General features: G+C 70.5%; 24 protein-coding genes. 6 read left to right on the plus strand and 18 right to left on the minus strand.

What is annotated here, in order from left to right; all coding sequences use genetic code 11:
* Window positions 1–100: 100 nt before the first annotated feature.
* On the plus strand, window positions 101–994 hold the full coding sequence (gene dapA, locus M2163_RS15420; RefSeq protein ID WP_280894215.1) for a 4-hydroxy-tetrahydrodipicolinate synthase: 894 nt from the start codon (window positions 101–103) through the stop codon (window positions 992–994).
* Here dapA and M2163_RS15425 read toward each other — a convergent pair whose 3' ends face one another.
* From M2163_RS15425 to M2163_RS15450, 6 genes are all read right to left on the minus strand, one after another.
* Window positions 995–2,215 (minus strand): WD40 repeat domain-containing protein, encoded by a 1,221-nt coding sequence (locus M2163_RS15425; RefSeq protein ID WP_280894216.1) that lies wholly within the window; start codon window positions 2,213–2,215, stop codon window positions 995–997.
* Window positions 2,212–2,781: a SigE family RNA polymerase sigma factor gene (locus M2163_RS15430; RefSeq protein WP_280852213.1), complete on the minus strand. Its 570-nt coding sequence runs from the start codon at window positions 2,779–2,781 to the stop codon at window positions 2,212–2,214. The genes M2163_RS15425 and M2163_RS15430 overlap by 4 nt, the downstream gene beginning before the upstream one ends.
* A gap of 143 nt (window positions 2,782–2,924) precedes the next feature.
* Window positions 2,925–3,134 (minus strand): hypothetical protein, encoded by a 210-nt coding sequence (locus M2163_RS15435; protein ID WP_280852212.1) that lies wholly within the window; start codon window positions 3,132–3,134, stop codon window positions 2,925–2,927.
* Window positions 3,135–3,258: 124 nt separating this feature from the next.
* Window positions 3,259–4,248 carry a 2,3,4,5-tetrahydropyridine-2,6-dicarboxylate N-succinyltransferase gene (gene dapD / locus M2163_RS15440; protein ID WP_280852211.1) on the minus strand — a complete coding sequence of 330 codons (990 nt, stop codon included), beginning with the start codon at window positions 4,246–4,248 and terminating at the stop codon, window positions 3,259–3,261.
* A gap of 807 nt (window positions 4,249–5,055) precedes the next feature.
* The gene (locus M2163_RS15445) at window positions 5,056–5,601 is read right to left on the minus strand and encodes a TetR family transcriptional regulator (protein WP_280852210.1); all 546 of its coding nucleotides are present in this window, start codon (window positions 5,599–5,601) and stop codon (window positions 5,056–5,058) included.
* Complete coding sequence (locus M2163_RS15450) at window positions 5,601–5,921, minus strand: multidrug efflux SMR transporter (protein ID WP_280852209.1); 321 nt, start codon at window positions 5,919–5,921, stop codon at window positions 5,601–5,603. Before M2163_RS15450 ends, M2163_RS15445 begins: the two co-directional genes overlap by 1 nt.
* 201 nt (window positions 5,922–6,122) lie before the next feature.
* On the opposite strand from M2163_RS15450, the gene M2163_RS15455 reads away from it, so the two are divergent.
* Window positions 6,123–6,938, plus strand: coding sequence for an AbfB domain-containing protein (locus tag M2163_RS15455; protein ID WP_280894217.1), 816 nt, complete (start codon window positions 6,123–6,125; stop codon window positions 6,936–6,938).
* Between the two features lie 67 nt (window positions 6,939–7,005).
* On the opposite strand, the gene M2163_RS15460 is transcribed toward M2163_RS15455, so the two are convergent.
* From M2163_RS15460 to M2163_RS15495, 8 genes are read right to left on the minus strand one after another with little or no spacing between them, the layout of a single operon-like run.
* Window positions 7,006–7,338 carry a metal-sulfur cluster assembly factor gene (locus M2163_RS15460; protein WP_037708299.1) on the minus strand — a complete coding sequence of 111 codons (333 nt, stop codon included), beginning with the start codon at window positions 7,336–7,338 and terminating at the stop codon, window positions 7,006–7,008.
* Complete coding sequence (gene sufU, locus M2163_RS15465; protein WP_280894218.1) at window positions 7,335–7,805, minus strand: Fe-S cluster assembly sulfur transfer protein SufU; 471 nt, start codon at window positions 7,803–7,805, stop codon at window positions 7,335–7,337. Before sufU ends, M2163_RS15460 begins: the two co-directional genes overlap by 4 nt.
* A 17-nt stretch (window positions 7,806–7,822) precedes the next feature.
* Window positions 7,823–9,079 carry a cysteine desulfurase gene (locus tag M2163_RS15470; protein ID WP_280894219.1) on the minus strand — a complete coding sequence of 419 codons (1,257 nt, stop codon included), beginning with the start codon at window positions 9,077–9,079 and terminating at the stop codon, window positions 7,823–7,825.
* Complete coding sequence (gene sufC, locus M2163_RS15475; protein WP_280894220.1) at window positions 9,076–9,840, minus strand: Fe-S cluster assembly ATPase SufC; 765 nt, start codon at window positions 9,838–9,840, stop codon at window positions 9,076–9,078. The genes M2163_RS15470 and sufC overlap by 4 nt, the downstream gene beginning before the upstream one ends.
* Before the next feature lie 7 nt (window positions 9,841–9,847).
* A complete protein-coding gene (locus tag M2163_RS15480) occupies window positions 9,848–10,165 on the minus strand; it encodes a non-heme iron oxygenase ferredoxin subunit (RefSeq protein ID WP_031057580.1) in 318 nt (105 codons plus the stop codon).
* Entirely contained in the window at window positions 10,165–11,346 is a 1,182-nt protein-coding gene (sufD, locus tag M2163_RS15485; RefSeq protein WP_280852204.1) for a Fe-S cluster assembly protein SufD, read from the minus strand. The genes M2163_RS15480 and sufD overlap by 1 nt, the downstream gene beginning before the upstream one ends.
* Before the next feature lie 54 nt (window positions 11,347–11,400).
* Window positions 11,401–12,822, minus strand: coding sequence for a Fe-S cluster assembly protein SufB (gene sufB, locus M2163_RS15490; protein ID WP_280852203.1), 1,422 nt, complete (start codon window positions 12,820–12,822; stop codon window positions 11,401–11,403).
* Window positions 12,819–13,562: a metalloregulator ArsR/SmtB family transcription factor gene (locus tag M2163_RS15495; RefSeq protein WP_280894221.1), complete on the minus strand. Its 744-nt coding sequence runs from the start codon at window positions 13,560–13,562 to the stop codon at window positions 12,819–12,821. The genes sufB and M2163_RS15495 overlap by 4 nt, the downstream gene beginning before the upstream one ends.
* Window positions 13,563–13,723: 161 nt before the next feature.
* Between M2163_RS15495 and M2163_RS15500 the strand changes: the two genes are divergently transcribed.
* From M2163_RS15500 to M2163_RS15515, 4 genes are all read left to right on the plus strand, one after another.
* Window positions 13,724–14,578, plus strand: coding sequence for an AAC(3) family N-acetyltransferase (locus M2163_RS15500; RefSeq protein ID WP_280852201.1), 855 nt, complete (start codon window positions 13,724–13,726; stop codon window positions 14,576–14,578).
* A 437-nt stretch (window positions 14,579–15,015) separates the two neighbouring features.
* On the plus strand, window positions 15,016–15,939 hold the full coding sequence (locus M2163_RS15505; protein WP_280852200.1) for an ABC transporter ATP-binding protein: 924 nt from the start codon (window positions 15,016–15,018) through the stop codon (window positions 15,937–15,939).
* A gap of 11 nt (window positions 15,940–15,950) precedes the next feature.
* The gene (locus tag M2163_RS15510) at window positions 15,951–16,706 is read left to right on the plus strand and encodes an ABC transporter permease (protein WP_280897262.1); all 756 of its coding nucleotides are present in this window, start codon (window positions 15,951–15,953) and stop codon (window positions 16,704–16,706) included.
* 54 nt (window positions 16,707–16,760) lie between these two features.
* Entirely contained in the window at window positions 16,761–17,780 is a 1,020-nt protein-coding gene (locus tag M2163_RS15515) for a COX15/CtaA family protein (protein WP_280894222.1), read from the plus strand.
* Here M2163_RS15515 and M2163_RS15520 read toward each other — a convergent pair.
* The 4 genes from M2163_RS15520 to M2163_RS15535 all read right to left on the minus strand — a co-directional run bounded on the left by M2163_RS15520 (window position 17,738) and on the right by M2163_RS15535 (window position 20,928).
* The gene (locus M2163_RS15520; RefSeq protein ID WP_280894223.1) at window positions 17,738–18,367 is read right to left on the minus strand and encodes a nucleotidyltransferase domain-containing protein; all 630 of its coding nucleotides are present in this window, start codon (window positions 18,365–18,367) and stop codon (window positions 17,738–17,740) included. The two genes, M2163_RS15515 and M2163_RS15520, sit on opposite strands and share 43 nt — an antisense overlap.
* A gap of 18 nt (window positions 18,368–18,385) precedes the next feature.
* On the minus strand, window positions 18,386–19,492 hold the full coding sequence (locus tag M2163_RS15525) for an amidohydrolase family protein (protein ID WP_280852197.1): 1,107 nt from the start codon (window positions 19,490–19,492) through the stop codon (window positions 18,386–18,388).
* A gap of 105 nt (window positions 19,493–19,597) precedes the next feature.
* Entirely contained in the window at window positions 19,598–19,930 is a 333-nt protein-coding gene (locus M2163_RS15530) for a hypothetical protein (RefSeq protein WP_280852196.1), read from the minus strand.
* Between the two features lie 44 nt (window positions 19,931–19,974).
* Entirely contained in the window at window positions 19,975–20,928 is a 954-nt protein-coding gene (locus M2163_RS15535) for a heme o synthase (protein WP_280852195.1), read from the minus strand.
* Between the last annotated feature and the right edge of the window lie 194 nt (window positions 20,929–21,122).

A 21,122-nucleotide genomic window follows, 5' to 3' on the forward strand; every position in this document is an offset into this window, starting at 1 on the left:
GGGCCCGATTTGGACATAGGACCTCGTCGCAGCATCCCTTACCGATACACCGTAGAAGAATTAAGTGGAGCTTCACGGTCGGACCGCCGAGACTACGACGGTGACGACCATCGCCCCGCCCTTCGGCCGCGCCCTCTGCGCCATGATCACACCCTTCGACGAGGCCGGTGCCCTCGACCTCGACGGTGCGCAGGCGCTCGCCGGCCACCTGGTGGCGGCGGGCTGCGACGGGCTCGTCCTGTCCGGCACGACGGGTGAGTCGCCGACCACGACGGACGCGGAGAAGTCCGCCCTCGTGAGCGCGGTGCGGGAGGCGGTGGGTGCACGGGTCCCGGTCGTGGCGGGGGTGGGCACCTTCGACACCCGGCACACCGTGGAGCTGGCCCTGGCCGCCGAAAAGGCGGGCGCGGACGGGGTGTTGGTGGTCAGCCCCTACTACAGCAGGCCGCCGCAGGACGCGCTGGAGGCACACTTCCGCGAGATCGCGGACGCCTGCGGGCTGCCCGTCATGCTCTACGACATCCCGGGCCGCACCGGCACCCGCATCGAACCGGAGACGATGATCCGGCTCGCCGAGCACCCCCGGATCGTCGCGGTCAAGGACTGCTCCTACGACCTCCTCGGCACCCAGAAGGTCCTCAACCGCACGGAGTTGGCGTACTACGCGGGCTGCGACGAGCACATCCTCGCCCTGTACGCGGTGGGTGCGGCGGGGTATGTCAGCACGGTGGCCAACGTGGTCCCGGACCGGCTCCGGGCGATCCTCGACACGTTCGAGGCGGGCGACACCCCCGTGTCCGCCCGCCTCCAACAGCGGGCCACGCCGCTGATCGAGGCGATGATGTCGGCGGGTCTGCCCGGCACGGTCACCGCCAAGGCCCTCCTGAACGCGCTCGGTCTGCCGGCGGGCCCGGTCCGCGCCCCGCTGCGGCCCGCCGACCGCGGGACGGCCGACGCACTGCTGGCGGAGTACGAACGCCTCATGGCCGCCTGATCAGGGCTGGGCGAACAGCGGCTCCCAGCGCCCGGCGTCACCGTCGTTGCCTTCGCGGAAGCCGCTGAGCGGGACCTCCTTGTCGCTGCCGAGGGTGACCAGGACGAGCCGCTGGTGGAACTCGTTCTTGTCGTTCTCGCCGATGTCCCAGGCGATGAGCTGCTTGTTGCCCACCCAGGCGAGCAGTTGCTGTCCGCGCACCTCGGTCTTCTCACCGGTCCCGGCGTCCAGGACCCAGGAGGAGGTCTTCCACTTCCGGCCCGCGAAGTCACCGGCGACGAGCCTGCCGTCCGGGGACCTGCCCGCATCGACGAACCAGGACAGGTACTTCTCGCCCGCCGGCACCGGGACCTTCCTGCCCGAGAGGTCGTAGAACACATAGCCGGGCTCCATGGGGCTGCCCTCCCAGACGTACCGGCCGTCGGCCGTGAGGGCGAAGTCCTGGCGGCTGTTCATCATGGTGCCGCCCATGGAGTCATCCGAGCCGCCCCCGAGCCTGACCTCGGTCCACTCGCCGTCGCCGGAGGCCACGTCGAGGACGAGGAAACCGGTGCGGCTCGACGTGAACGGCCCGCCCCATTCCTCGTCGCCCTCCGCCTTGACCAGCCGGTCGGGATTCTCGCTGTACGTCGTTGCGACCAGCCTGCGTCCGTCGCTCGAGAAGGCGAGCCCACCGACACCGTGGTCGACCTCGATCCACCGCTCGACCTTGCCGGTGCTCAGATCGAGCAGGCCGATCCGCGAGGCGGGCAGGTCCCGTTCGAGGACGGCGGCGGTCTTCCCACCCGGGGCGACGGCGACCCAGGACCAGTCGGCGGCCTCGGTGTACTTGCCGGTGCTCGGATTCAGCAGGTGGTAGGTGCGCTCGTAGACGGCGCTGTCGGCACTCTTCACGACGTTCTCCGGGACGAAGTACCCGGCCATGGTCGTGCCCCCGACGGAGATCCTGTCCCGCGGCGGCGACTGGTCGGGGTGGGACTCCACCTTCTTCGGGGTCACGATGCCGCCCGAGGGCCGCACGTCCTCCTTTCCGGAGTCCAGCAGCGGTACCGCCACCCCGACGGCGACCACGGCGACCACGGTCACGGCGGCGGCCGTGATCCTGCGGGTACGGCGGCGGCGCCGGACGGCGAGCACCCGGTCCGCGAATCCCCCGGCCGCCGGGGGCTGTTCGGCGGCCTGCTCGCGCAGGGCGTCGCGCACGATGTCGTCGACCTTCACGGACGCACCTCCATGGGCGAGTAGTCACGGGTGTCGAACCGCTCGGTCTCCGCGGGTCCGAGCGCGGCCAGCTCGGGAGCGAGCAGGCGCAGCCGGGCCAGCGAACGGTGGGTGGTGGAGCGCACGGTGCCCACCGAGCAGCCCAGCAGCCGGGCCACCTCGGCCTCGGGCAGGTCCTCGAAGTAGCGGAGCACCAGGACGGTGCGCTGGCGTGCGGTGAGGCGGGAGAGGGCCTCGCGCATCACGAGCCGCAGTTCGGCCGCCGCGGCGGTGTCGGCGCCGGGTTCGGCGGCGCCCGGGGGCTCGGGCGGCTCGGCGACACTGACCTCGCGCCGGGGCCACTTCAGCCGCCAGCGGCTGATCTGCTGGCGGTAGAGGGCCTGCCGTACGTAGGCCTCCGGCTCGTCGATCCTCTGCCACCGTCCGGCCGCCTTCACCAGGGCGTTCTGCAGCAGGTCCTCACCGGCGTGCCGGTCTCCCCCGCACAGCAGCACGGCGGTCCTCAGCAGGGCGGACGACCTGCTGTCCACGAAGTCCCGGAAACTCTCCAGCCCTTCGGCATTCATCGTCACCTTCTCTTCCCCGGCGACACCTGTGCGCCGCCCCTCCTCCCCTTGTGACGCGTGCGGGCGGCCGCCGCTATGCCACCCCACGAAAAAAAGTCGCCGCGGAGGACATGCGTCCTCCGCGGCGACTTCGCGTCACCGGGTCAGTTCCAGGAGTACCCGTCGCCGATCAGCAGCAGGTGCTCCAGGACGTCCTCCATCGGGTCGTCCACCTGGCCGATGTTCACCAGGCCGACCCGGGGGCCGTTGTGGGAGGCGGTGTTGGTCTCGTCCGCGCTCGCGGTCCCGGCCGACATCCAGCAGGAGGCCCCCGCCAGGAGCAGCGCCCCGGCCCATGCCCGCCTGTTCCTCATCGCCCTCATCACTGCGACCCCTCGTTCGTCGTCCCGGCATCTGATCGGACTCTGCGTCCACCCGTTCATCTGCCGAAACGACCCGGAGGTCACGCCGAGCAACCCGTACGTGATCTTCGGGGACTCAGTTGTGGCTGTGCAGGACGTCGTTGAGGCCGCCCCACACCGCGTTGTTCGGACGGGCCTCGACGGTGCCGGTGACCGAGTTGCGGCGGTAGAGGATGTTCGAGGCGCCGCTCAGCTCGCGGGCCTTGACGATCTGGCCGTCGGGCATGGTGACCCGGGTGCCGGCGGTGACGTAGAGACCGGCCTCGACGACGCACTCGTCGCCGAGCGCGATGCCGACGCCCGCCTCGGCGCCGATCAGGCAGCGCTCGCCGATGGTGATGCGGACGTTGCCGCCGCCGGAGAGCGTGCCCATGGTGGAGGCGCCGCCACCGATGTCCGAGCCGTCGCCGACCACGACACCGGCGGAGATGCGGCCCTCGACCATCGAGGTGCCGAGCGTGCCGGCGTTGAAGTTGACGAAGCCCTCGTGCATGACGGTGGTGCCCGCGGCGAGGTGCGCGCCGAGGCGGACCCGGTCGGCGTCGGCGATGCGGACGCCCTTGGGGGCGACGTAGTCCGTCATGCGCGGGAACTTGTCGACGCTCGTCACGGCGAGGTGCAGGCCCTCGGCGCGGGCGTTGAGGCGCACCTTCTCGATGTCGTCGACGGCGACCGGGCCGAGCGAGGTCCAGGCGACGTTGGGCAGGAGGCCGAAGATGCCGTCGAGGCTCTGGCCGTGCGGCTGGACCAGGCGGTGCGAGAGCAGGTGCAGCCGCAGGTAGGCGTCGTGGGTGTCGAGCGGCTTGTCGTCGAGGGAGGCGATGACCGTGCGGACCGCGATCACCTCGACGCCACGGCGGGCGTCCGGGCCGATCGCCTTGGCGGCGCCTTCGCCGAGCAGTTCCACGGCCCTGTCGGCCGAGAGCCGCTCGGTGCCGGCCGGACCGGGTTCGGCGGAGAGCTCGGGAGCGGGGAACCAGGTGTCGAGAACGGTGCCGTCGGCGGCGACGGTGGCGAGGCCTGCGGCGATGGCGCCGGTGGTGCGCGGGGCAGTCGTGTCGGTCATGAGGGAAACCTAACCGGCACGGGGCACGGGACGCGAACCCGCCCGCGGGACGTCTCGGGTGGTGAGCCGGCCCGGCGCGGAGCACGGGACGCGAACCCGCCCGCGAGACGTCCCGGGTGGGCCACCCCGGCACGGGACGCGACCCCGTCGGCGGAACGTCTCGGGTCGCGAGCCGCCCCAACACGCAGCACAGGACGCAAACCCGACCGCGGGACGTCTTGGGTGATGGGCCACCCCGGCACGGGACGCGAACCCGCCCGCGAGACGTCTCGGGTAGTGAGCTGCCCCAGCACGGGGCACGGGACGCGAACCCGCCCGCGAGACGTCTCGGGTGGTGAGCCGGCCCGGCGCGGAGCACGGGACGCGAACCCGACCGCGGGACGTCCCGGGTGGGCCACCCCGCACGGGACGCGAACCCGTCGGCGGAACGTCTCGGGTCGCAAGCCGCCCCAACACGCAGCACAGGACGCGAACCCGACCGCGAAACCCCCCAAGCCGCGGGCTGCCCCAGCACGAAGCACAGGAGGCGCACCCGGCCACGGAACGCCCCAGGCCGCAAGCCGCCCCAACACGGAGCACAGGACGCGAACCCGACCGCGGGACGTCCCGGGTGATGGGCTGCCCCGGTGCGGGACGCGAACCCGTGCGCAGGGCGTCTCGGGTCGTGGGCCACCCCGGCACAGGGCACGGGACGCGCACCCGACCGCGGGACCTCTCGGGTCGTGAGCCGCCCCAGCACGGGGCGCGGGCGCAGCCCGCCCGGTCGTCGCCGCTCGCCCCGGGCCGGCCGGGGGTGAGCCGGCTCGCCTACGTCCCCCGCGGGATCACCCGCGCCAACACCTCCCGTGCGTAGTCCTCGTCGTAGGGCGCGCCCGTCAGCAGCACCTGGAGGCAGATCCCGTCCATCAGCGCGACCAGCGCCCGTGCCGTGACCCGGTCCGTGCGGCGGGTGAGGCCTGCGGCGAGCTCGTCGGCCCATTCGGCGGCGACGGGGCGCAGGGCGGGGCGGCGCAGGGCGGCCAGGTAGAGCTCGTACTCCAGCTCGACGCCGGTGCGGTCGCCGCCGAGCCAGTCGCCGAGGACCCTGGCGAGGTCGGCGGCCAGGTCGCCGCCGGGGCCGTCGAGGGCCCCGTGCGCGGCGACCGCCTTGGCGAAACCCTCGCTGGCCTGGCGCAACGCGGCGACCATCAGCTCGTCGAGGCTCTTGAAGTGGTACGTCGTCGATCCGAGCGGTACGTCGGCCTCAGCGGCGGCGCTGCGGTGGCTGAGCCCGGCGAGCCCTTTGTTCCCCACGACCCGGATGGCCGCGTCGATGATGCGCTGCCGGCGCTCGGGGTCGTGCCGCCGGGCCATCAGTGCGCCCCGCCCAGGTTCAGGACGACGACGCCCACGATGATCAGCGCGATCCCGGCGGCCTTGGTGACCGTCATGCCCTCCCCGAGGAAGACCATCCCGATGGTGGCGATGGCCGCGGTGCCCACGCCGGCCCAGATCGCGTAGGCGGTGCCGACCGAGACCGTCTTCAGCGTCTGGGCGAGCAGCAGGAAGGACAGGACGTAGCCGAGCACGGTCAGCAGCGAGGGCCCGAGCCTGCTGAAGCCCTCGGTGTACTTCATGGCCGTGGTCGCTCCGACCTCGGCGGCGATGGCTCCGGCGAGCAGCAGGTATCCCATGTGTACAAGCGTACATAACGACGCCCGCGGAGCCTCCCGGTCCGCTGATACGGGAATGTGGAAACCAGCCGCTTCAAAGGGCTGCTCACAACGCCCGGTAACCACTACTGTTCCCTCCGGAACCACTTGTGGTTCACCCTTCACATACCGCGCCACCACAGCAGCGGCACGCCGCACCGCGTCGCGCCGGAGGAACCGCGCATGCCCGAAGACAAGTCCCGGCCGCCCCAGGACCGCCCCTGGGAGAACGGCTGGACGTTGGACACCACCCGCACGCCCGGCACCCGACGGCTCTATCTCGCCGGGGCGCTGGCGGTGGCCACCGTCGTCGCCTGCGTGGCGGCGATATCCGCGACGAGCAAGGGAGTTGACGAACCGTCGAAGACCGCGCTGGACGAGAGGGACGGGCTGATCTCCTTCTCCTCGCAGCCCGCGCCCACCGTCGCTCCGCAGGGCGACAGCGGCCTCTCCTCGGTCTCCCCCACTCCCCGGGAGCCCCGGCAGCAGGGCGCCGACCCCACCGTCACCGTGACGGAGACCCCGAAGCCGCCCAAGTCCACGGCGTCCAAGGGCAGTTCACCGAAGCCGCGGCCCGCCGCGATCCACCGTTCCCTCCGCTCGGTCAACTTCCCCGACCGCTACTGGCACGTGGACGACGGCCATGTGGGCCTGGACCCGGCCGGTGGCTCAAAGTTCCGCGAGGACGCCACCTTCACTCAGGTCAAGGGCCTGGCCAACAGCTCCTGTTACTCGTTCACCACCCACGACGGCAGCTATCTGCGCCACCGCGACTTCGTCCTGCGGGCCGACCGCAACGACGGCTCGTCCCTGTTCCGGCAGGACGCCACGTTCTGCCCCCGGGACGCCTCCTACTCCGGCGCGACGATGCTGGAGTCGGTGAACTACCCCGGCTACTTCCTCCGCCACCGGAACTTCGTCATCCGCCTGGAGCGCTTCGAGTACAGCTCGCAGTATCTGTCGGACTCGTCGTTCCAGCTGGTGGGCGGACTGGCCTGAGCGTCGCCCGAACGCGCGAAAGCGGCGGCCACCGAAAGGTGCCGCCGCTTTCGCGTGTACGCGTCCCTCAGACGTTGAACCCGAGCGCCCGAAGCTGCTCGCGCCCGTCGTCCGTGATCTTGTCCGGCCCCCACGGCGGCATCCACACCCAGTTGATGCGGAGTTCGCTGACGAGGCCGTCCGTGGCGGACTTGGCCTGGTCCTCGATGACGTCCGTCAGCGGACAGGCCGCCGAGGTCAGGGTCATGTCGAGGGTCGCGATGTTCGCGTCGTCGATGTGGATGCCGTAGATCAGGCCGAGGTTGACGACGTCGATGCCCAGTTCGGGGTCGACGACGTCGTACAGCGCCTCGCGGATCTCCTCCTCCGAGGCCGGCTTCATCTCAACGGTCTCGCTCATGCCGTCTTCCTTTCGGCGTCGGCTCCGGCGTCCATCGCCTGGGCCGTCGCGTCCTTCCACGCCATCCAGCTGAGGAGGGCGCACTTGACCCGGGCCGGGTACTTGGAGACACCGGCGAACGCGACCGCGTCCTCCAGCACCTCCTCCATCGCTTCGTCGGGCTCGATCCTGCCCTTCGACTGCATCAGCTCCAGGAAGGTCTCCTGGATCCGCTGCGCGTCCGCCAGGTCCTTGCCCACCAGCAGATCGTTCAGCACGGACGCGCTGGCCTGGCTGATCGAGCAGCCCTGGCCCTCGTAGGAGACGTCCTCGATCCTCGTGCCGTCGTACTTCACGCGGAGGGTGATCTCGTCGCCGCACGTCGGGTTCACGTGGTGCACCTCGGCGTCGCCGTCCCGGAGACCACGCCCGTGCGGGTGCTTGTAGTGGTCCAGGATGACTTCCTGGTACATCGAGTCCAGCTTCATGCGATAGCCCGTTCCCGTCAGCCGAAGAAGTTCCGTACGTGCTCCAGGCCCTCGACCAGTGCGTCGATCTCGGCCGGAGTGGAGTACAGATAGAACGACGCTCGCGTGGTCGCGGGAATTCCGTACCTGAGGCAGACCGGCCGCGCGCAGTGGTGGCCGACCCGGACCGCGATGCCCTGCTCGTCGAGCACCTGGCCCACGTCGTGCGGGTGGATGTCACCGAGCGTGAAGGAGATCGCCGCGCCCCGGTCCTCGGCCGTGGTCGGGCCGATGATCCTGAGGTCGGGGACCTCCGTCAGGCGCTGGACCGCGTACTCGGTCAGCGCGTGCTCGTGGGCGAGGATCTTGTCCATGCCGATCGACTGGAGGTAGTCGATCGCCGCGCCCAGGCCCACGGCCTGCGCGACCGGGGGCGTGCCCGCCTCGAACTTGTGCGGTGCCGGGGCGTACGTCGACGAGTGCATCGACACGGTCTCGATCATCTCGCCGCCGCCGAGGAACGGGGGCAGGTCCTCCAGGAGTTCCTGCCGGCCCCAGAGCACGCCGATGCCCGTCGGGCCGCACATCTTGTGACCGGTGAAGGCCACGAAGTCGGCCTGGAGCGCCTGGACGTCCACCGGCATGTGCGGGGCGGCCTGGGAGGCGTCGATGCAGACCAGCGCGCCGACTTCCTGCGCGCGGCGGACGATCGCCTCGACCGGGTTGACCGTGCCCAGGATGTTGGAGACCAGCACGAAGGAGACGATCTTCGTCTTCTCGGTGATGATCTCGTCGATGTTGGAGAGATCGAGGCGGCCGTCGTCGGTCAGCCCGAACCACTTCAGCTTCGCGCCCGTGCGCTGCGCGAGCAGCTGCCACGGCACGATGTTGGAGTGGTGCTCCATCTCCGTGATGACGATCTCGGTCTCGGAGTCCACGCGGTAGGGCTCGTCGGCCCAGCCCAGCATGTTCGCCACGAGGTTGAGCGACTCGGAGGCGTTCTTGGTGAAGATCACCTCGTCGCGCGAGGGCGCGTTGATGAACTCGGCGACCTTGTCGCGCGCGGCCTCGTACAGCGCCGTGGCCTCCTCGGCGAGCACATGCACACCGCGGTGGACGTTGGCGTTGTAGCGCTCGTAGTACTCGCTCAGGGCGTCCAGTACCTGGCGCGGCTTCTGCGAGGTCGCCGCGTTGTCCAGGTAGACGAGCTTCCGGTCGTCGTGGACCAGGCGGTCCAGGATCGGGAAGTCCTTGCGGATCGCCTCTGTGTCGAGGAGGCCCGGCAGCTGTGTCACGCGGATACGCCGCCCTTCGTGTATGCCTCGTAGCCCTCGTTCTCCAGCTTGTCGGCGAGTTCGGCGCCGCCGGACTCGACGATCCGGCCGCCGGAGAAGACGTGGACGAAGTCGGGCTTGATGTAGCGCAGGATGCGCGTGTAGTGCGTGATCAGCAGGGTGCCGACCTCGCCGGTCTCCCGGACGCGGTTGACGCCCTCGGAGACGATCCGCAGCGCGTCGACGTCGAGTCCGGAGTCCGTCTCGTCGAGGATCGCGACCTTCGGCTTGAGCAGTTCGAGCTGGAGGATCTCGTGGCGCTTCTTCTCACCGCCGGAGAAGCCCTCGTTGACGTTGCGCTCGGCGAAGGAGGGGTCCATGTTGAGGCGCTCCATGGCCTCCTTGACCTCCTTCACCCAGGTGCGCAGCTTGGGGGCCTCGCCGCGGATGGCGGTGGCGGAGGTGCGGAGGAAGTTCGACACGGAGACACCCGGGACCTCGACCGGGTACTGCATCGCGAGGAACAGGCCGGCGCGGGCGCGCTCGTCGACCTCCATCTCCAGGACGTCCTCGCCGTCGAGGGTGACGGTGCCGCCGGTGATCGTGTACTTGGGGTGACCCGCGAGGGAGTAGGCGAGCGTCGACTTGCCGGAGCCGTTGGGGCCCATGATGGCGTGCGTCTCGCCCTGCTTCACGGTCAGGTCGACACCCTTGAGGATCTCCTTCGTGGCGTTGTCGGCCTCGACGGTGACGTGCAGGTCTCGGATTTCAAGCGTTGCCATGGGTGCCTCAGGACTCCTGGGTGAGGGAGACGAGCACGTCGTCCCCTTCGATCTTTACGGGGTATACGGGGACGGGGCGCGTCGCGGGGAGGCCGGACGGTTTGCCGGTGCGCAGGTCGAAGCTGGAGCCGTGCAGCCAGCACTCGATCTGGCAGTCCTCCACCTCGCCCTCGGAGAGCGAGACGTTGGCGTGGGAGCAGATGTCGTGGATGGCGAACACCTCTCCCTCGGTCTGCACGACCGAGACCGGCGTGCCGTCGAGTTCCACCCGCTTCGGGGTGTCCTCCTCCAGCTCGCTCAGCCCGCAGGCGCGTACGAAAGCCATCAGACGGTGGCCTCCAGCTCCTCGTCGATCTTCGCGAGAAGGCGCTCCTCGATGTCGTCGACACCGATCTGCTGGACCAGCTCGGCGAAGAAGCCGCGGACCACCAGGCGACGGGCCTCGTCGGCCGGGATGCCACGGGCCATCAGGTAGAAGAGCTGCTCGTCGTCGAAGCGGCCGGTCGCCGAGGCGTGCCCGGCGCCGACGATCTCGCCGGTCTCGATCTCCAGGTTCGGCACGGAGTCGACCCGGGCGCCGTCGGTGAGGACGAGGTTCCGGTTCATCTCGTAGGTGTCGGTGCCCTCGGCCTTGGCCTCGATGAGCACGTCGCCGATCCACACCGCGTGCGCCGCGTCGCCCTGGAGCGCGCCCTTGTAGACGACGTTGGACTTGCAGTGCGGGGTGTTGTGGTCGACCAGCAGGCGGTGCTCCTGGTGCTGGCCCCGGTCCGTGAAGTAGAGCCCGAACAGCTCGGCCTCACCGCCGGTGCCGGCGTAGGAGACGCGCGGGTGCAGCCGTACGACGTCGCCGCCGAAGGTCACCACGACCGACTTGAAGGACGCGTCCCGGCCGACCAGCGCGTTGTGCTGGGCGACGTGCACGGCCTTGTCGTCCCAGTCCTGGACGGAGACGACGGTGAGCTTGGCGCCGTCCCCGAGGAGGTAGTCGACGTTGGCCGCGAGCACCGCGTCACCGGTGTGGTCGATGACCACGACGGCCTCGGCGAAGGCGCCCAGCTCGATCACCTGGTGGGCGAAGGCGGTGCCGCCCTCGCCGTGCACGGCGATCCGGATGGGCTCGGTGAGGACCGTCTCCTTGGGGACGGTGATCACGCCGGCCTTCTCGAACGCGGAGAACGCCTGGGCGGCGATGCGGTCCACCGGGGTGCCCGCCTTGCCGATCCGGGCGTCGTCACGGCCGACGGTCTCGACGGTGACGCCCTCGGGGGCCTGCACGTCCACCTTGACGCCGTCGTCGGTGGCGACCGCGGTGCCGTCGTGCAGCCCGCGCAGGCGCTCCAGCGGGGTGAACCGCCACTCCTCCTCACGGCCGTGCGGGACCGGGAAGTCCGCGACGTCGAAGGAGGGGGGCGCGCTCATGCGCGTGGCGACGGTCGACTCGGCGGCCACCGCGATCTGGCCGGCGGTGGTGGATCCCACCGGGATGTTCTGAGCCTCAGCCATGGCTGTCGGTCTGCTCTCTTCCTGCGTAAGTGACTTGATGGGGGCGGCCGTTGCCTAGCCGACCGCGCCTTCCATCTGGAGCTCGATCAGCCGGTTGAGTTCCAGCGCGTACTCCATGGGCAGCTCCTTCGCGATGGGCTCGACGAAGCCGCGCACGATCATGGCCATCGCCTCGAACTCGCTCAGACCACGGCTCATCAGGTAGAAGAGCTGGTCCTCGGAGACCTTGGAGACGGTCGCCTCGTGGCCCATGGACACGTCGTCCTCGCGGACGTCCACGTAGGGGTACGTGTCGGAGCGGGAGATGGTGTCGACGAGCAGCGCGTCGCACAGCACGTTGGACTTGGAGCCGTGGGCGCCCTCACCGATCTCGACGAGACCGCGGTAGGACGTACGACCGCCGCCGCGCGCCACCGACTTGGAGACGATGTTGGAGGAGGTGTTCGGCGCCATGTGGACCATCTTGGAGCCGGCGTCCTGGTGCTGGCCCTCGCCCGCGAAGGCGATGGACAGGGTCTCGCCCTTGGCGTGCTCGCCCATCAGGTAGACGGCCGGGTACTTCATGGTGACCTTGGAGCCGATGTTGCCGTCGATCCACTCCATGGTCGCGCCCTCGTACGCCACGGCGCGCTTGGTGACCAGGTTGTAGACGTTGTTCGACCAGTTCTGGATGGTCGTGTAGCGGCAGCGGGCGCCCTTCTTCACGATGATCTCGACGACCGCGGAGTGCAGGGAGTCCGACTTGTAGATCGGGGCCGTGCAGCCCTCGACGTAGTGGACGTAGGCGTCCTCGTCGACGATGATCAGCGTCCGCTCGAACTGGCCCATGTTCTCCGTGTTGATCCGGAAGTAGGCCTGGAGCGGGATCTCCACGTGCACGCCCTTCGGCACGTAGATGAAGGAACCGCCGGACCACACCGCGGTGTTCAGCGACGCGAACTTGTTGTCGCCGACCGGGATGACGGTGCCGAAGTACTCCTTGAAGAGCTCGGGGTGCTCCTTCAGGGCGGTGTCGGTGTCCAGGAAGATGACGCCCTGCTCCTCCAGGTCCTCACGGATCTGGTGGTAGACGACCTCGGACTCGTACTGGGCCGCGACACCGGCGACGAGGCGCTGCTTCTCCGCCTCGGGGATGCCGAGCTTGTCGTACGTGTTCTTGATGTCCTCGGGCAGGTCCTCCCAGGACTCCGCCTGCTTCTCCGTGGACCGCACGAAGTACTTGATGTTGTCGAAGTCGATGCCGGAGAGGTCGGAGCCCCAGTTCGGCATGGGCTTCTTGTCGAACAGGCGCAGACCCTTGAGGCGGAGCTTGGTCATCCACTCCGGCTCGTTCTTCTTCGCGGAGATGTCGCGTACGACTTCCTCGCTCAGACCGCGCTTCGCAGAGGCGCCGGCTTCGTCGGAGTCGGCCCAGCCGTATTCGTACTTGCCCAGGCCCTCGAGCTCAGGGTGGGCAGTCTCCGTGGGGAGAGTCATGCGGGGTTCCTCCCGGCCGTGCTTGCAGATGCGTGATGAGTGGTGTGGGAAATCTTGGGGATGAACGTCGTGCAGACGCCGTCGCCGTGCGCGATGGTCGCCAGTCGCTGGACATGGGTTCCCAGCAGCTGGGAGAAGAACTCGGTCTCCGCCTCACAGAGCTGGGGGAACTTCTCCGCGACATGGGCCACCGGGCAGTGGTGCTGGCAGAGCTGCTCGCCGACCGGTGCGCTGCGCGCCGTAGCAGCGTACCCGTCCGCGCTCAGGGCCTTGGCCAGGGCTTCGGTGCGCTCCTCGGGGGCGGCGGACTCGACGGCCTTGCGGTACTGCTCGGCCTGCGCGGCGATCCTCGCGCGCGCGAAGGCGACGACCGCCTCGTCCCCGCCGAAGCGCTCCTGGATCCAGTGCAGGGCGTCCGCGGCGAGCTTGTCGTAGGACTGGTCGAAGGCGTCCCGGCCGCAGTCGGTGAGCGCGAAGACCTTGGCGGGCCGGCCACGCGTGCGCGCGCCGTACACCCGCTGCTCCCGCGCCTCGACGACCTCGTCGGCCACCAGCGCGTCCAGATGACGCCGTACGGCCGCCTGGGTCAGCCCGAGACGGCCTGCCAGCTCGGCGACGGTCGACGGGCCGTGGTCCAGGATGGATCGCGCGACGCGGTTGCGGGTGGACCGCTCACCGGTCGCGAGCTCCTCCTGAGGGGCCCCCGTGGGGGTCTCCCGTGCCTCGCCGACGTTTTTCACAACGCCATTGTTGCGTAATTCCTCAGGAGCGGGCAAGCCGCGTCCGGTCCGGGGGGTGGTGCCCTGCGTCACTTAGGCCTCCCTAACCTGACCTGGGAGAACGATCTTTGATCGATCAAACCGGTGGCTTTCGACGGCCCCTTCCGGGAGACTCGCGAACCATGCCGATACCTCCTCCCACCGGCCCACTTGTCACGCGCGAGACCCTCGCCGGGCAACTGCGCGAGCTGGGTGTCACAAGCGGCGAGATCCTGCTCGTGCACTCCTCGCTCAGCTCCCTCGGCTGGGTCTGCGGAGGCCCGGTCGCGGTGGTCCAGGGGCTTCTGGACGCCCTCGGCCCGGACGGCACCCTCGTGGTCCCCACCCAGACCGGCGACCTGTCCGATCCGGCGGTGTGGAGCAACCCCCCGGTGCCCGAGGAGTGGTGGGACACGATCCGGGCGACCATGCCCGCCTACGACCCCCTCGTCACGCCCTCGCGCGGGGTCGGCGTGATCCCGGAGACCGTCCGCACCTGGCCCGGCGCCCTGCGCAGCGCCCACCCGCAGACCTCCTTCGCGGCGATCGGCCCACGCGCGCGTGCGGTGCTGGACGGCCACGCCCCCGACTGCCGCCTGGGCGAGCGGAGCCCGCTGGCCCGGCTGGAGGCCCTCCACGCGCGCGTGCTGCTCCTGGGCGCGGGCTACGACACCTGCACCAGCTTCCACCTCGCCGAGTACCGCGTCCCGGGCCCGCTGGTGAAGGTGGGCCGCCCGGGGCCGGACGGCTGGGAGGTGGTGACGGAGGTCTCGATCACCTCGGACCGCTTCGACGAGCTGGGGTACGACTTCGAGCGGGACACCGGTGTCGTCGTACGGGGAAGGGCGGGCGCGGCCGACGCCCGGCTGTTCCCCCTCGCGGACGCGGTGGCGTACGCGGAGCGCTGGCTGCCGCTGCACCGCTCCCGCGAGGAGGAGGTCCCGCTCGCGGCGCGGGAGGGACTCGGGCGAGCCCGGGGCGGCCTGAGCACCGACTGAACTTGTCTCAACGCCCCGGCGGAACGCATTCAAGGACACCCGAGCCGGCCCGAGGACCCGGACCGCCTCGGACGACCCGGGCTGGTTCGGAAGGCCGCCCTCCGGCCCGGTCCCCGGCCGGTCCCGAAACCTCCGGCCGGTCGGTCCCGAGACCCCGGGGCCCGGCTCAGGGACGCCCGGACCGGTACCGGACACCCGAGCCTGTCGGACGGGACCCCCGAGACCGCGAGCCGTCTCCAAGCCCCCGGGCCGGACTCAGACACCCCGTGCACCCCGTGCACCCTGTGCACCCCGTGCACCCCGTGCACCCCGTGACAGCCTCCAACACACCGTGACGAGCCCCCTGCAACCCCACGGCGGCCCCGGAAATCCCCCCGGCGGTGGAGATCTCGCACCCGACCGTCTGCGGCGCGGGCGGCGTACCTAGACTCGGGCCCATGCGAAGTGAGCCCGTGGTCCAGGTCCACGCCCTGGTGAAGCGGTACGGCACGAAGACCGCCGTGGACGGCCTCGACCTGGTGACCCGGGCGGGCGTGACCGCCGTACTCGGGCCCAACGGCGCCGGCAAGACGACGACCGTGGAGACCTGCGAGGGATACCGCAGGCCGGACTCCGGCACGGTACGGGTCCTGGGCCTCGACCCCGTGCGCCAGGCCCGTGAGCTGCACCCGAGGATCGGCGTGATGCTCCAGTCCGGGGGCGTGTACTCCGGCGCCAGGGCCGACGAGATGCTGCGGCACATGGCGAGCCTGCACGCGCACCCGCTCGACGTGGACGCGCTGATCGAACGCCTGGGTCTGGAGAGCTGCGGCCGGACGACGTACCGCAGGCTGTCGGGCGGCCAGCAGCAGCGCCTGGCCCTCGCCATGGCCGTGGTGGGGCGCCCGGAACTGGTGTTCCTGGACGAACCGACCGCCGGCCTCGACCCGCAGGCCCGCCGCGCGACCTGGGACCTGGTCCGCGACCTGCGCGCGGACGGCGTCTCGGTCGTGCTCACCACGCACTACATGGACGAGGCCGAGCAGCTCGCCGACGACGTGGCGATCATCGACGGCGGCCGGGTCATCGCCCAGGGCACCCCGGAGGAGCTGTGCCGGGGCGGCGCCGAGAACACCCTGCGCTTCACGGGCCGCCCCGGGCTGGACGTCGGCTCCCTCCTCAAGGCCCTCCCCGCCGACTGCACCGCGGCCGAGCTGACCCCCGGCTCCTACCGGGTGGTCGGCAAGGTGAACCCCCAACTGCTGGCGACGGTGACGTCCTGGTGCGCCCAGCACGGCGTGATGCCGGAGAAGATCTCGGTGGAACGCCACACCCTGGAAGACGTGTTCCTGGAGCTGACCGGCAAGGAGCTGCGAGCGTGACCGCCACCGGCATGTACACCCCGAAGCCGGGCGCTGCGCCCCTGGGACGCATGATCGCGACCCAGGCGGTCCTGGAGACGAAGATGCTCCTGCGCAACGGCGAGCAGCTGCTGCTGACGGTGGTGATCCCCACCCTTGTGCTGGTCCTGTTCAGCTCGGTGGACATCATCGACACCGGCACGGACAAGGCGGTGGACTTCCTCACCCCCGGCGTCCTGGCCCTCGCGGTCATGTCGACGGCCTTCACCGGCCAGGCCATCGCGACCGGCTTCGAACGCCGCTACGGCGTCCTGAAGCGCCTCGCGTCCTCACCGCTCCCCCGCTGGGCCCTGATGACGGCGAAGACGGTGTCGGTCCTGGTGACGGAGATCCTCCAGGTGGTCCTGCTGACGGTGATCGCCTTCGCCCTGGGCTGGTCACCGCAGGGAAACCCCTTCGCCGTCCTCCTGCTCCTGATCCTCGGCACGGCGGCCTTCTCGGGCCTGGGCCTCCTCATGGCCGGCACCCTCAAGGCGGAAGCCACCCTGGCCGCGGCCAACCTGGTCTTCCTGCTCCTCCTGGTCGGCGGCGGGGTCATCATCCCCCTGGACCAGTTCTCCCAGGCCACCCAGGACATCCTGCGCCTGCTCCCGATCACGGCCCTGTCGGACGGCCTGCGGGACGTACTCCAGCACGGCGCCGGGATGCCGTGGGGCGACCTGGGGATCCTGGCGGTGTGGGCCGTGGTGGGCCTTGCCGCGGCGGGGCGCTTCTTCCGCTGGGAGTAGAGGTCCGCTGGGAGCAGGGGCCCTCGTGAACGCGTGCACAAGCGGGCGCCTACGATGGAACGCGTGCCGAACCTGACCCGTGCCGACGCCGTAGCGGCCGTCCGCAACCCGCTCGCCTTCATCGCCGCACGCTGGACCCCGACGCCCCGGACGGTTCAGCGGGCGGCTCTGTCCGCTCTCGTCATGGCGGTGGTCATCGTGGTCACCGGCGGCGCGGTGCGGCTGACCGGATCGGGGCTCGGGTGCCCGACCTGGCCCAAGTGCACGGACGACTCGCTGACCGCGACCAGCGCGATGGGCTTCCACGGAGCGATCGAGTTCGGCAACCGGATGCTGACGTACGTGCTGTGCGCCGCCGTCGGCTGGGCCATCGTCGCGGCCCGCAGCGAGAAGCCGCGCCGCCGCAGTCTGACCCGGCTGGGCTGGGCGCAGTTCTGGATCGTGATGAGCAACGCGATCCTGGGCGGGATCGTCGTGCTCGTGGGGCTCAACCCGTACACCGTCGCCGCCCACTTCGTCGCGACCACCGCATTGATCACGGTCGCCGCCGTGATGTGGCAGCGCACCCGCGAGGGCGACACGGCTCCCCGCCCGCTGGTCGGCAAGCCGGTCCAGCAGCTGGTCTGGTTCATGGTCGCGGCCGCCGCCCTGCTGATCCTCGTCGGCACCGTGGTGACGGGCGCCGGCCCGCACGCCGGTGACTCCAGCGAGGTCGAGCGGATGCCGCTGGACTGGGAGACCGTGAGCAAGGTGCACGCGGTCCTGGCCTGGATCGTGGTGTCGCTGACCTTCGCCCTGTGGTTCATCCTCAAGGCGGTCGACGCTCCCCGGGGCCCCCTGCACCGCACCCGCGACCTCTTCCTGATCCTGCTGGCCCAGGGCGTCATCGGCTACGTCCAGTACTTCACCGACCTGCCCGAGTTCCTGGTCGGCCTGCACATGCTGGGCTCGGCCCTGGTCTGGATCGGGGTCCTGCGCGTCCTGCTCGCCCTGCGCGAGCGGCCCGAGGACGAGTCGCCCGAGGTGCCGGCTCAGTACGCCGCCACCAGTTCACCGATCACCGGACCCAGGTAGGCGCGGGTCAGTCCGGGCAGCAGCTCCAGTGCCTCGCGCTGGGAGATCAGCCGGCCCTCACGCACGGTCACGGTCGCGCGGGCGAACGTCAGCAGCCCCAGGTCGACCCACACGTCCCGGTGCCACAGCGCCGCGTTGTCGAGGGCCGGCCGCCAGAAGTCACGCTGGTCACGGATCACGAAGTCGGCCAGTTCCCGGTCCGCAACCGGCGCCAGCAGGTCCGCGGGCGGCTTCCCGTGCAGCACCCGCCCGAAGGAGTGCAGTTCGCGCCGGGTCACCGGGGAGACCGGCCGCCTGAACAGCTCCTCGTGGGCCCAGGTGAGGTGGCGGCGGTCCAGGTCGGCCGACGGCGTCAGATAGGTGCAGTGGAGCTGTGCGGACAGCGGTTCGGCCCGCAGTCGGGCGTGCAGCTTCGCCAGCCGCCACACCGTGCGGGGCGTGACCGAGGGGAGGACGGCGATCAGGTCCAGGTCGCTGCGCCCCTCCTGGTAGTCGCCGCCGGCCAGCGAGCCGTGGGCCCACACGGCGACGGGCGCGAGCGGGGCCAGGTCGGCGAGGAAGCGGTCCAGCAAGGCGTCGGTCTGCATGGGCCCATCCTGTACAGCTCACTCCAGCCCGTACACCCTGCGCGCGTTCCCCGCCGCGATCAGCCCCGCCACCCGCTGCGCGTCCGCCAGCGACCAGGCCCCCTCGGCGACCCAGCCGCCCAGCACCCGGGCCAGCGCCTCACGGAACAGCCGTGCGCCCACCACATGCAGTTCGGGCAGGCTGTGGGCCCCGCTGGAGAAGACGATCTTGCCGAAGGGGGCCAGTTCCAGGATCTCCGCGAGGACGGTCGCCGCGCGGGCGCCGGTGCGGACGAGGGCGGCGCCGGAGTCGGCGTAGACGTGCGGGAAGACACCGGCGAGATGGGCGGCGTGCCGGTGGTAGGGGTAGCTGTGCAGCAGGACGAGGTCGGTGCCGAGACCCGCGGTGGCCCGGACGAAGTCGGTGAGCAGCACGGGGTCGGTGCGGTCGATGCGCAGACCCGGCTCGCCGAGCCCGGCGTGCAGCTGGAGGGGCAGGCCCGAGGCGGCGGCGATCCACAGCAGGTGCCGCAGGAGCACGGGGTCGGACAGCTCCCCGCCCACCCGGCGACCCGCCAGCCACCGGCCTGCCGCGCCCCGCACCTCTCCGGGCCCCGGCGGCTCGGGGGCGAGCGCCAGTCCGTGCCGTACGCCCGCCACCGAGGTGAAGGCGACCGCGTTCGCGGCGGCTCCGTGCACCGATTCGGCGAGGTTGGCGAGGAAGGACTCGACGGTGCCGGAGGTGTCGGCGACCTGTTCGGCGAGGAGCTCCAGGCGCACGATCTCGCGGGCGTCGGCGGCCGCGGCGGAGGCCAGCTCGGTGGGTCCTGTGAGGTCGCCGGGCAGCCCGGTGTCGACCAGGTAGGTGGTGATCCCGCTGCCGCGCAGCAGTCTGCGGCCCGCCTCCAGTACGCCGAGCTCACGGCGCCGGGCCAGGTAGCGGGCGGGCGGACAGTGCGGTTCCAGGCCGAGCAGCGGCGGGCACCAGCGTCGTACGGCGAAGCCCGTCTGGGTGTCGAACAGCGTGGTGCCCGGGGCGGGCGGGCCCTCGGTGCGGGCCAGCTGGGCCTCGAAGGTGCCGAGGCCCAGCTCCGTTCTCAGTACGCCGTGGCAGTACTGGTCCACGAGGGACGGCGTTTCGATCATCCGGGCTCCCCGTGTCTGGACCGTGTGGGCTACTCACAGGTCCTAACGGGTGAACCGGGTGTCAGGTGTTGGGGACGCACACCCCGTGTGCAAGGGCGGCGGATCTCAGCCGTTCGAGGGACCGCCGACCTGGATGCCCGCCATGCGGCTCCACTCGTACGGGCCGGTCTTCACCTTGGCCGCGAACTCGCCGTCGAACTCCTCGTGCACCGTGATGCCGGACTTCTCGACGGCCTTCTCGGCGATCTCGTGCGAGGGGGCCACCAGGTCGCCCCAGCCGCCGTCCTCGCCGACGAGGACGATCCGGGTGCCGCGCTCGCCGATGTGGGCCAGCTGGCCCTCGGCGCCGCCGTGCTTCTTGGAGAAGGCGCTGATCTGCCTGGTGAGCCGGGCGACCTTGCGCTCGGCCTTCGCGTCAACCTGCTGCGTGTCTGCCATGAACAGGATGCTACCGACGGGTAGCGGGGACGGCGACGTGACCCTTACCTCAGGAAGGGGTCGACCGCCACCGCGAGGAAGAGGATCGACACATAGGTGATCGACCAGTGGAACAGCCGCATCTCCTTGAGCTTCGCGCCCGTCACCTCGGCCTTGGCCCGGTTCTGGAGGCCGTGCGCCTCCCACAGCCAGAAGCCGCCCGCGAGCAGGGCGACCGCCGTGTAGAACCAGCCGGTGTAGCCGAGCGGGGTGAGCAGCAGCGACACCCCGACCATCACCCAGCTGTAGACGACGATCTGCTTGGCGACCACCTTGTTGGAGGCGACCACCGGCAGCATCGGCACGCCCACGCGCGCGTAGTCCTCGCGGACCTTCATGGACAGCGGCCAGTAGTGCGGCGGCGTCCAGAAGAACATGACGAGGAAGAGGACGACCGGCGCCCAGGACATGGAGTTCGTGACCGACGACCAGCCGATCAGGACCGGCAGGCAGCCGGCGATGCCGCCCCACACGATGTTCTGCGAGGTACGCCGCTTGAGGATCATCGTGTAGACGACGACGTAGAAGAGCAGCGCTCCGAGCGACAGCCAGGCGGACAGCCAGTTGACGGTGAGGCCGAACAGCAGCGTCGAGACGACCGCCAGCGTGATGCCGAAGGCCAGGCACTCGCGCGGCGACACCATGCCGGTCACCAGGGGACGCTGCGAGGTGCGGTCCATGAGCGCGTCGATGTCGCGGTCGATGTACATGTTGAGCGCGTTGGCGCCGCCCGCGGAGAGATAGCCGCCGACGCAGGTGAGCAGCACCAGCTTCAGATCCGGCACGCCCTGCTGGGCGAGGAACATCACCGGAACGGTGGTGATCAGCAGCAGTTCGATGATCCGGGGCTTGGTGAGCGCCACGAATGCCTTGACACGGGCCCCGAACGGCCGGTGGCTCGAGCTCTTGCTCTCCCCCAGCACTCCGGCTGGACGGGATTCGACGGCCGTCACGCACACCCCTACAGAGACATCCCAGCAAGCCTCACCCGTGTGAAGTCCCGGTAAAGGCTCGCGCGTACCACGCCACTGTAGACGTTGCCCATACCCCGATATTCGCGGGGGTCGGCTCGTGTCCGAGGACACCCCCGGAAGAGCTCGGTCCCACTCGGTTGAGCACTCGGACGAGCGGCTGCGTATTCAGTTGCCGAATG

The sequence above is a fragment of the Streptomyces sp. SAI-135 genome, from assembly GCF_029893805.1.
GTDB lineage: Bacteria > Actinomycetota > Actinomycetes > Streptomycetales > Streptomycetaceae > Streptomyces.